General features: G+C 59.2%; 8 protein-coding genes. 3 read left to right on the forward strand and 5 right to left on the reverse strand.

The features are described from left to right. The first annotated feature begins 232 nt into the window (after positions 1–232). The gene (locus ACRESD_RS03545; protein WP_431749659.1) at positions 233–550 is read left to right on the forward strand and encodes a hypothetical protein; all 318 of its coding nucleotides are present in this window, start codon (positions 233–235) and stop codon (positions 548–550) included. A 5-nt stretch (positions 551–555) separates the two neighbouring features. On the opposite strand, the gene ACRESD_RS03550 is transcribed toward ACRESD_RS03545, so the two are convergent. After that, complete coding sequence (locus ACRESD_RS03550; RefSeq protein ID WP_431749660.1) at positions 556–2,379, reverse strand: hypothetical protein; 1,824 nt, start codon at positions 2,377–2,379, stop codon at positions 556–558. A gap of 162 nt (positions 2,380–2,541) precedes the next feature. On the opposite strand from ACRESD_RS03550, the gene ACRESD_RS03555 reads away from it, so the two are divergent. Next, on the forward strand, positions 2,542–3,030 hold the full coding sequence (locus ACRESD_RS03555) for a TIGR00645 family protein (protein ID WP_016976786.1): 489 nt from the start codon (positions 2,542–2,544) through the stop codon (positions 3,028–3,030). Between the two features lie 15 nt (positions 3,031–3,045). Here ACRESD_RS03555 and ACRESD_RS03560 read toward each other — a convergent pair whose 3' ends face one another. Beyond that, entirely contained in the window at positions 3,046–4,485 is a 1,440-nt protein-coding gene (locus ACRESD_RS03560; RefSeq protein ID WP_431749661.1) for an ArnT family glycosyltransferase, read from the reverse strand. A 129-nt stretch (positions 4,486–4,614) separates the two neighbouring features. Beyond that, positions 4,615–5,640 carry a hypothetical protein gene (locus ACRESD_RS03565; protein ID WP_431749662.1) on the reverse strand — a complete coding sequence of 342 codons (1,026 nt, stop codon included), beginning with the start codon at positions 5,638–5,640 and terminating at the stop codon, positions 4,615–4,617. A gap of 249 nt (positions 5,641–5,889) precedes the next feature. Between ACRESD_RS03565 and ACRESD_RS03570 the strand changes: the two genes are divergently transcribed. Then, positions 5,890–8,163, forward strand: a complete 2,274-nt coding sequence (locus ACRESD_RS03570) for an FdhF/YdeP family oxidoreductase (RefSeq protein WP_431749663.1) — start codon at positions 5,890–5,892, stop codon at positions 8,161–8,163. An 11-nt stretch (positions 8,164–8,174) separates the two neighbouring features. Here ACRESD_RS03570 and fdhD read toward each other — a convergent pair whose 3' ends face one another. Continuing rightward, positions 8,175–9,002 (reverse strand): formate dehydrogenase accessory sulfurtransferase FdhD, encoded by an 828-nt coding sequence (gene fdhD / locus ACRESD_RS03575; RefSeq protein WP_431749664.1) that lies wholly within the window; start codon positions 9,000–9,002, stop codon positions 8,175–8,177. 18 nt (positions 9,003–9,020) lie between these two features. Then, positions 9,021–9,917, reverse strand: coding sequence for a LysR family transcriptional regulator (locus tag ACRESD_RS03580; RefSeq protein ID WP_431749665.1), 897 nt, complete (start codon positions 9,915–9,917; stop codon positions 9,021–9,023). Positions 9,918–9,989 lie beyond the last annotated feature (72 nt).

The raw sequence follows: 9,989 nt of genomic DNA on the forward strand, positions 1-9,989 counted from the left end.
TTCGCCCCCCAGCGCGGGGCAAGCCCGCTCACTACAATTGCAAGTTCGCCAGGTTGTAAGTTCGCCACAAAATTGACGTCATTCCGGGGCCAACGCCCGTTGGTCCCTATAACCTTGGTTTGTTGCGGTTTTCTTCTATTCTGACTTCAAGGGATATCCACAGGAGTCGCAGGATAGAAACAGCCTCGCCGTATGATTGAGGCTGAACACCGATCTACCGAGGGGCGCCGCCATGTCGCGCAACCTTTGCCTTACCCGCCAATGCCTGGGCCTGGTCACCCGTATCGAATGCTCCATTCGTCCTCTGGCTGGGGATAACGGGATGTGGACCTTGTTGTTTGCCGCCGGAATGACCGGTGAGCAGCCTTCCACCATCAAGTCCCAAGGCCCGTTTCATGGGCCCTTCGTGGCAGAAACCATTCTTCAGTCGATTGTCGACAGTCTCACCCTGCACGGATACGCACTGGCTGACGATCCGCAGATCTGGTGCCTGCACATGCAGGCACATCTGCGACAGCTCAATGGTGGGCAGGAACGCCTCGCCCTGTAGAGCGGCTATTTGCTCTCGGGTTTGTCCAACTTGACCTCAAAGCCGTATTGCACGGTGTTCAGGTCGGTGCGCTGGTAGCTTTCCAGGGTGGTCGGCTGGCCATAGAAGTAATGCACGTCGAACATCGCCGTGCCGTATTCCTCCGCACGGTGGCTGACGCCGAGGATTTCCTTGAGGTAGTTGCCGCTGGCGTCCTTGGCGTAGAAGCGCCAACTGTCGGAAGGAAACACTTTCTGATCGATGATCAGGGCGTTGTCCTTGAGCGTCAGGCCCTTGGGCAGTTTGGCGACGTCAACCGTGCCCTTCTCGATGGTTGCCAGGAATACTGGGATCGAGCCCACCACAAAGGCTGGGGTTTCCGGGAACAGGTTGAGGTCGTAAGTGAGGGTGCCACGTGCCGCATCCAACTCAAATGCCTCGCTCGGCAGCTCGATGGGCTCGTCACGCTCGCCCTTGTCGTCTGCGGTGAAGAAGGTGATGGGTTCATCGCTGCTGTTACGCTCGGCGCCCACCAGCTCGTCATTGAAGGTAAAGGGGTGGTCGAACACGAGCTTGGCGGCGCTGGCATCGTCGGTCGATTGGCTGATGGTGACGCTTTTTTTCAGTTGGTCTTCGGTCATGGCCGCGTCTTTGAGCCAGCTGGCGGCGCTGTCGTCATACACCGTGACGGGCATCGGCAAGGCTTGCACGGTCTTCTGCAGACTGTTCCTGTCGAAGCGCATCACCGGCAGGTCAAGGTCCTTGTGGGTCAACGTGGCTGTGGAAAAGTCCAGGACGTCAACCTGCAAGTTGTCAATCACGCCATTGAAATACACCTTGGCGTAATGGCTGGTTTGCTTGTGTTCGAAGGCTTTCTGCTCGTCGGTCAGTTGCGTTTCGAAGGCATCGGACCACGCCTTCTGCTTCTGCATCTCGGCCAGTTGTTTCTCATAGAACGCCACTTGGGCTGCACTTTCGTTGATCGAGCCCGAGCGCGTCAGGAACTGCCCGGTGCTGTCCCGTGCCTGTACCAGCAAAGGGTTTGGCGAGTCGTCGCCCACTTCTGCGGCCAAGGGCGCGCTGTTGGTCAGCTCGATCTCGGCGTAGTTTTTTTCCAGCAACACCAGGTTGAGGGTGATGTTGCCTTCGGTGCGCTTGCGCCCCACGTCCTTTTTTGACAGGTCGAAGGTCAGCACCTTGCCCGGTGCCACCACTTCAACCGTGCCTTTGAGGCTCACGGGTTGAGGCTGGCTCTTGTTGTCCGTCTCGACGCCTTCGATGAAGGGGTAGGTCACCGTCAGGTCGTCGGGGTTGGTCAGGTTGGAACTGCTGGGGCTCAGTTGAATGCCTGGATCGGTTTCCGACCATTCCGGCTGGAAGGGGATGACCTTGTTGTTGCTCAGGGTCACCGACTGCCATTCCAGGCCGTGGGGGAAGGGGAACTGGTCAGGGCTGTTGAAGGTGAACGGGAAGACCGGCTGCAGATCCGTGAGGTAGTCGGAGTGGGAGGCTTTGCGCAGCACGAACAGGCCGTTGATGTAGGTGTCCACCAAGGCTTGGGGCGTTGGGTAATGCTTGAGCAAGGCCAGCGTGTCTTCGCCGTATTCGGCTTCGATCGGCTTGTTGGCGAGCTTGATGCGTGCACGTTCAAGTAACAGCAGCGAACCGCCAAGGTCGGCGATGGCATCCCGCAATTTGGGGTCTTGGATGCTGTCCAGCGACTGTTCGAATTTTGTGGTTTTCTCTTCGAGTGTTGCCTGCTTCTGCTCTTCTTTGGGGGAGCAGCCGCTGGCTATCAGCAGCGCCGCACACAGGCCGATGCTGGCCAAAGGGGATCGCACATCCATCATCTGAGTCTTCCTGTCCGACATCATCGAGCCAAGTGAGTGGTCTCGACACTAGCAGAAAAACGCTCTTACAGATGCCATCTGGGTCAGTTTTCTCGCGGTGACAGGTGCTGGGGACTGGCTGGTATACTCGCGGCCATTTTTAGCCACGCTGTGTGAGATCCAATGGAACGTTTTATCGAAAATGCTATGTACGCCTCGCGCTGGCTGCTGGCGCCCATTTATTTCGGCTTGTCCCTGGGGTTGCTGGCGCTGGCGCTGAAATTCTTCCAGGAAGTGATTCACCTGCTGCCGAGCGTGTTCTCGATGGCCGAGTCCGAGCTGATCCTGGTGCTGCTGTCGTTGATCGACATGGCTCTGGTTGGCGGCTTGCTGGTGATGGTGATGATTTCCGGCTACGAGAACTTCGTCTCGCAGCTGGATATCGATGAAAGCAAAGAAAAGCTCAACTGGCTGGGCACCATGGACTCTTCTTCGTTGAAGATGAAGGTGGCGGCATCCATCGTGGCGATTTCGTCCATCCACTTGCTGCGTATCTTCATGGACGCCAAGAACGTCGATCCACAACACCTGATGTGGTACGTGATCATCCACATGACCTTCGTGATCTCGGCGTTCGCCATGGGTTATCTGGACAAGGTCACCAAGCACTGATGACCCGCGCCGGCCTTACTGCTCCGCGAAGTAGTAAGGCTGGCGGCCGATTGCCATCTGCTTGATCACCGTGACCTTTTCATTCAGTCGGTCGGTGTGATCCATCAACGCAACGTTGCCCGGTTTGGCCGTGAGGAACGCACGTAATTCGGCTTCGGTGTTCAGGATGGGCACGTAGGCTTGCATGTAGAACACCCCGGCGCCGGCAATCCGTTCGTTAGGCTGATACATCGCGACTTCCCGACCTTCTGCCTGCAGCGCCTGAAGCTGGCTGATCACTGGCACGAAGGACTCGACGGCGTCCGCCTTGGGCGCGAACCAGAATGCGGCGCTCAGGTAGCAGGCAATGAGCACGCCGAATACGCCGCCGATCACCTGCCGGTGGTAGCGGTACAGGCCAGGCTTGCGGTCTTTCAGGCATTCCAGCAGCACCCGCGCATATTCGGCCGCGAGCACGGCAGCGGCAGGGGTGAGCGACATCAGGTATACGGTGCGCTTGCTGGAGGCCAGGGTCAGCAGGGTGAATTGCGCCACCAGCCACACACTGAAAAACAGACGGTAGCGATTGCGCATCAGGCTTTTGCGGAAGTGCCACAGGCCCAGGTACACCAGGATGTTCCAGGGTAGAAACGCTTCAGGTAGTTTCGCGAGGTAGTAGTAGAACGGCTCGTAATGCCCGGCTTCCACGAACGAACCGCTGAAGCGTCCGACGCTGTTGGTCCACAACACCTCACCGACCGCCTGCATCCCGCCACGCTGGTACAGGAAACCCAGCCAGATCAGCAGCGGCACCAGCGCCAGCAGCGTGAACAATGCCGGTTTGAGCCAGTCGCCGATGCGCAGGCGTTTATCCATCAGGCTGGTCACGACCAGGTACACGAAGATCACGATGCCCGGCATCGCCAAGCCCAGCACACCTTTGCTCAAGGTGGCGATGACCATCCCCAGGGTAAACAATGCCCAGGCCCACACAGTGGAGCCTTGGCGCTCGGATTCGGGCCGCATCGCCTGGTAGAACGCCAGCAGCGCAGTGGTCACGCCGAGGCTGAGCAACGAGTCTTCACCCACACCCCGCACATTGCCCCAGTAACTGGCCATGGTCGCCAGGATCATCGCGGCGCAGAACGCCAGCGACTTGGGACGGCCAAACTTGCGCAACATCCCGTAGAACAGCATCACGCTGAACAACCCGGCAAACGCCGAAGCCAGGCGCACCGCCCAGGTCGAGGCGCCGAACAGGCGAATCGCGCCAGCGTCCAGCCATAGGCTCAGGGGTGGTTTTTCCAGGAAGGGTTCGCGGAACAGGCGCGGGATCACCCAGTCATTGTCCAGGTGCATGGCCATGGCGATCCCGGCCACGCGGGCTTCGGTGGAGCCTTGCAGCTCATGGCCGCCAAGGGCGAAGAAAAATAACAGACCTGCGAGAAGGAGCAGCAGAGAGGCGGGGCGCGTCATGGATTCTGGCTACCGGGGAAAGGGACCGCTCGGGGGAACGGTCGTGGGCGATCAAGCAGTATACGAGAGCGATTCTTAACATTTCGTGAATCAATGTGGGGTTTTTGTAAGGCTGGCCGAGCCCGCTTTTCAGGGCTGTTTCAAGCGGGGTAGCGCCGCCTTGCCTGGCTCGGTCAGCACCGGTGCCAATTGCTCCCAGGTGAAATTCAGTTCGTTATCGCAGCCGTCACCCGTGGCGCGCGTGGAGAGTTGCAAGCCTTGGGTGTTGAAGCTCAGGTCGAAGGTGGAATAGCTGGTGATCGCCGGGCAACCTTCATCAGTGCTGGTTTGCTGGGCCAGCCAGCGACTGAATTGGGTCGGCAGCTTCACGTCGCCGGAGAAGGCGTCATACCACTCCTGATGCCCGCCGAACCACGTCCAGGGGTCGACGCTTTCACCGGTTTGCAGGTTCCAGGAGTGCAGGCCCCAACTGATCCCCCTGGCGCCGGTGCCGGCGGCCCAACGGTAAAACCTGACAGTGATGTATTGGGAGGACCAGTACGTGGGCTCCACGTCTATTTCGCTGGTGTAGGCCGAACCGTTGCGGCCGAGGTACTCGCGCCGCTCTTGCAGGTAGTTCACCTGGTCATCGTCGCTGACGGCCAGGGCGGCGAGTTGCTGGTTGATCTTCTGGAACGCCGGGCTGTCGCCTTCGAGCTTGAGCGTGACCCGGGCCCCTTGGGTCTTGAGCTGATAGCGGTGCTCGCCGAAGGTTTTCTTCTCGGTCTTGATCGGTAGAGGCGCGGCTTCCATGGGCGTGTTGTAGGCGTCGCTGCCACAGCCTTGCGCATCGATACGTTGCAAGTTGAGTGGCAGCGGTGCACCACCTGGGTTTTTGCTCCATGAGCCTGTGAGCGTATCGCCCTGCGGCTGTTGCAAAACCCAGAAACCGGTATTGCCCGTTTCCACCCAGGGCGCGTTGTCGCTGGCTTGGGTCAGTTGGATTGGCGTGAGGATGCGCTGATAGTAATAGCTGCCGTGCTCGCCATCGGCGCCATTGAAACAGGCCACGATGGCAGATTTGCCCAGGGTGCCTTTCCACACCCCGGCCAGGTCGGCAGCGCTGGCAAAGAATGGCGTACAGGCAAGGGCAATGACAGCAAGGGGCTTGAGCACGGGTATCTGACTTCCGGTTGTCTGATAAAGGCCGTCAGGGTAATGGGTCGTGTGATGCGATTCCAGTAGGCGAGCGCCAGGTTTACCGGTCGTCCTTTGCCTTTGACAGGGAGGGGCCTGCCACCTAGGTTTTAAATCACGCTCAAGAGACGTGAACGGTTCTTGCGCTTGTATGGCGGCCTTGTCACGGCCGTCACTATGCAGCTATCGGTTCCAGCCCTTTGGTGATGAACCGTCTATGGAGTGATCATGGCTATAAAACGCAAGGTTCCAGGCGTACGTAACTATGATGGTCCCGCAGGCGGGTGGGGAGCGCTCAAGGCGACTGCGACAGCGGTGCGTGAGCAGATGGACACACTCAAAGCGCCTATTACCCTGATGCGCACCAACCAGCCGGATGGGTTCGATTGCCCCGGCTGCGCGTGGCCGGACAAAGAGCACAAATCCACCTTCCAGTTTTGCGAAAACGGCGCCAAAGCCGTGACCTGGGAAGCGACCAGCAAGCGCGTGACGCCTGAGTTCTTTGCCAACCATCCGGTCTCGACGTTGCTGCACCGAAGTGACTTTGAACTCGAAGACTTGGGGCGCCTGACGCACCCTCTCGTTTATGACCGGGCAAGCGACACCTACCAGCCCGTGGCGTGGGAAACGGCCTTTGCACGCATCGGCGAAATACTGCGTGGACTAGAGCCCGATCAGGTCGAGTTTTATACCTCAGGCAGAGCTTCCAATGAGGCCGCCTACCTGTATCAACTGTTCGCCCGTGAATATGGCACCAATAACTTTCCGGACTGTTCAAACATGTGCCACGAGCCCACTAGCGTTGGGTTGCCGCGCTCGATCGGGATGGGCAAGGGCTCTGTTTCACTGGATGATTTTGACCTGTGTGAGTTGGTGCTTTCCATCGGGCACAACCCTGGCACCAACCACCCGCGCATGATGGGAACGCTGCACGAAATATCCCGGCGCAAAGTCCCCATCATGGTGTTCAACCCTCTGCGCGAACGCGCATTGGAACGCTTTTGCGATCCGCAAGACATGATTGAAATGGCCACTTATGGTTCCACCCGCATTGCGTCGACTTATCTACAGGTCAAGGCGGGTGGGGACGCTGCGGCGATCAAGGGCGTGATGAAAGCGTTGCTGGAGTTGGAGGCGTCGGTCGGCGAGGTCATCGACTATGCGTTTATCGCGCAACACACCAACGGTTTCGAAGCGCTCAAGGCGGACTTGTTGGCGACCCGATGGCCAGACATCGAGTCCGCCAGTGGATTGCTCAAGGCCGACATGGAAAAAGTGGCCGCCGCCTATGCGAAATCCAACGCCACCATCGTGACCTACGGCATGGGGATCACCCAGCATAACGAAGGGACTGCCAACGTCCGGCTGATCTGTGACCTGTTGATGTTGCGCGGCAACATCGGCAAGCCCGGTGCCGGCATTTGCCCATTGCGGGGCCATTCCAACGTGCAAGGTAATCGAACCGTCGGCATCACCGAAAAACCCTCCAGTGCCTTTCTTGGCAAGCTTGAACAGGTGCTGGGCTTCAAGCCTCCGTCCGCCCACGGGCACGATGCGGTGCAGGCGATGCAGGCCATGATCGCGGGGGAGTCCAAGGCGCTGTTCTGTCTGGGAGGCAACTTTGCAGTGGCACTGCCTGATCCGGGGCAGTGCTTCCCGGCCATGGGCAAATTGGACTTGAGCGTGCATATCGGCACCAAGCTCAACCGTACCCATTTGCTGGTGGCCAAGGAAACCTACCTGTTCCCCTGTCTGGGCCGCACCGAGCTGGATCTTCAGAATGGTGCCCGTCAGTCGATCACGGTCGAAGACTCCATGTCGATGGTGCATGCCTCGGCCGGCAAGTTGATGCCAGCCTCTGAGTTCCTGCGTTCAGAACCGGCCATTGTGGCGGGCCTGGCGAGCGCTGTATTGCCCGACAGCAAGGTGCCTTGGACGGCGCTGGCGGCTGACTATGACAAGATTCGCGACCTCATCGAAAAAACCATCCCAGGGTTCGATGACTACAACGAGCGCATTCGCGTTCCAGGTGGTTTTCGCATGCCCCTGCCGGCTACCGAGCGTATCTGGATGACGCCCTCGGGCAAGGCTGAGTTCTTTGTATTCCCCGGTTTGCATGAGGATAAGGAAGTCGACGGTGATGACGTCCTGCGGCTGATCACCCTGCGCAGTCATGACCAGTACAACACCACGGTCTATGCGCTCGATGATCGCTATCGGGGGGTGTTCGGGCGAAGGGATGTGTTGTTCATGAGCCCGGCCGACCTGGAGTCCAGGGGGTTGGCTCACGGTGACCTGGTCGACATCGAAACGGTCACCCAGGGGCGCAAGTTGCGTTACGAGAAGATCACCGCCATCGAGTACAAGATATCCACAGGCTCGGTGGGCGCCTATTACCCGGAGGCCAACCAACTGGTGCCGTTGGATTACATCGATGTCGACAGTGGTACGCCCTCCTACAAGTCGGTGCCGGTGAGGGTGATGCGCTCGCAGGTCAATTGAGCCCCGCAGCGTCAGATCGGGCTGTAGATCCGCGGTGCGTTCCGGTGAGGCACGTGGATCAGGTTGAGATGGTGTTTACGCGCCCATTGCACGGTTAAGACGGTGGGTGCCGACAAGCTGACCAAGGTGCCCAGCTTGGCCCTGACCGCCTTGTGGATCAGCTCCAGGCTGCAGCGGCTGGTGACCACCGTGAAGCCGCTGCGTGCATCGATTTGCGCCTGTTGCATCGCCCCGATCAATTTATCCAGCGCGTTATGGCGGCCGATGTCTTCACGGCACAGCAGGGCTGAGCCGTCGGCGCCGAAGTGCAGGGCCGCATGCAAGGCGCCGGTGCTTTTCCCCATGACCTGGGCCTCTTCGATGCGCTCACGCAAGCCTTTGAGGTGATGCGCGGGCGGCAGGGGCGCGGGTTGCAGAACGTCCAATTGGGGCAGTGCCTGTTCCAGTGCTTCCACGCCGCACAGCCCGCAACCGCTGGTGCCCGCCATTTGCCGTCGGTGATCCTTCAAGGCCCAGAAGGCACGACTGGAAATTTGGACGTCGGCCTGGCATGCCTGGTCAAAATGCGCGAGTTGGATGTCGTAAATCTCGCCCAGGTGGTCGATGATCCCGTTGCTGATGCTGAAGCCGCGGATGAAGTCTTCGATGTTGCCGGGTGAAACCATCATCACGGCTTGGCTCAAACCGTTGTAACTGATGGCCAGGGCGATTTCCGCCGCCAGCGCCGCTTGGGACACCTGCGCGCCCTCGTCATAGTCTCGATAAGCGACATTGAGTGGCTGCGGTGCCGGTGCATTGGCATCGCTGAGTTCAACGGGCTGTTCGATTCGGCAAATCATAAACAAACCTCCAATACCCTAGATCGCAGCCTTGGCAGCAAACAGTTGCTTGGCGTGCGCAAAACACTTTTCGGCAATGGCCGAGCGTGGCTCGGTCTTGCGCATGACCAGGCCCAGAGGCGCGAGCACGCTGGCATCCGGCAGGTTGATAAACGCCAGGTTCTCGATCGGGCTCTCCAGGCCGCTGTCCAACGGCATGATCGCGCAGCAAAAACCTTCGTGGATCGCCTGGAACAACTGATACGTCGAATCGCTTTCGAGTATGGGTTGGGGGTCGAGGCCGCGGCTGCGGAAACTCAGGTCAATGGATTTTCGATAGTGCATGCCATTGCTGATCATCCCCAGGGGCAACTCGGCGGCGTCTTCCCAACTCATTTCCGTACCTTCGAAATGGAAGTGGCGCGTGTCGTACAACAGGCCCACACGGGTTTCACCCAGTTCGAAGAACTCCAGGTAGTTGGGGTTCAGGTGTTCCAGGTAGCACACGCCCAAGTCCAGTTGGTTGGTACCCAAGGCTTCGATGATCTTGTCCGAACTCATGGACGACAGGCTGAACTTGAGCTCCGGGAATGAGTGGGACAGGCTCTGGACGTAGCTGATCGGATTGAATCCGCTGAGCGGTACCAGGCCCAGGCGCAAGTTACCCACCAACTGACCGCGACACGCTGCGGCTTCGGCGAACAACCCGTCATGGGCGGCGAGCAAGGTTCTGGCCCAGGCCAGTACGCGCTCGCCGGCCTGGGTGAAACCTTCGAAGCGCTGGCCACGAGTGACCAGTTCCAGGCCCAGCTCATCCTCCAGGTTGCGCAAGCGCATCGACAGGGTCGGCTGGGTGATATGACAGCGCGCGGCTGCCTGGCCGAAGTGGCGGGTCTGCTCCAGCGCGATCAGGAATTTGAGTTGCTTTATGTCCATTAAGGCACCTGCCTGGGAAGAAGTAAGAGGTCGTTATGCGTGCCAGTGTCTAAAACCCGCAGAGCGAGCGGG

The organism is Pseudomonas sp. (genome assembly GCF_050739995.1).
GTDB lineage: Bacteria > Pseudomonadota > Gammaproteobacteria > Pseudomonadales > Pseudomonadaceae > Aquipseudomonas.

Excerpts from the sequence above, each read along its gene's own strand:
- ACRESD_RS03545 (WP_431749659.1), top strand. The coding sequence starts at position 233 with ATGTCGCGCAACCTTTGCCTTACCCGCCAATGCCTGGGCCTGGTCACC.
- ACRESD_RS03550 (WP_431749660.1), bottom strand. The coding sequence starts at position 2,379 with ATGATGGATGTGCGATCCCCTTTGGCCAGCATCGGCCTGTGTGCGGCG.
- ACRESD_RS03555 (WP_016976786.1), top strand. The coding sequence starts at position 2,542 with ATGGAACGTTTTATCGAAAATGCTATGTACGCCTCGCGCTGGCTGCTG.
- ACRESD_RS03560 (WP_431749661.1), bottom strand. The coding sequence starts at position 4,485 with ATGACGCGCCCCGCCTCTCTGCTGCTCCTTCTCGCAGGTCTGTTATTT.
- ACRESD_RS03570 (WP_431749663.1), top strand. The coding sequence starts at position 5,890 with ATGGCTATAAAACGCAAGGTTCCAGGCGTACGTAACTATGATGGTCCC.
- fdhD (WP_431749664.1), bottom strand. The coding sequence starts at position 9,002 with ATGATTTGCCGAATCGAACAGCCCGTTGAACTCAGCGATGCCAATGCA.
- ACRESD_RS03580 (WP_431749665.1), bottom strand. The coding sequence starts at position 9,917 with ATGGACATAAAGCAACTCAAATTCCTGATCGCGCTGGAGCAGACCCGC.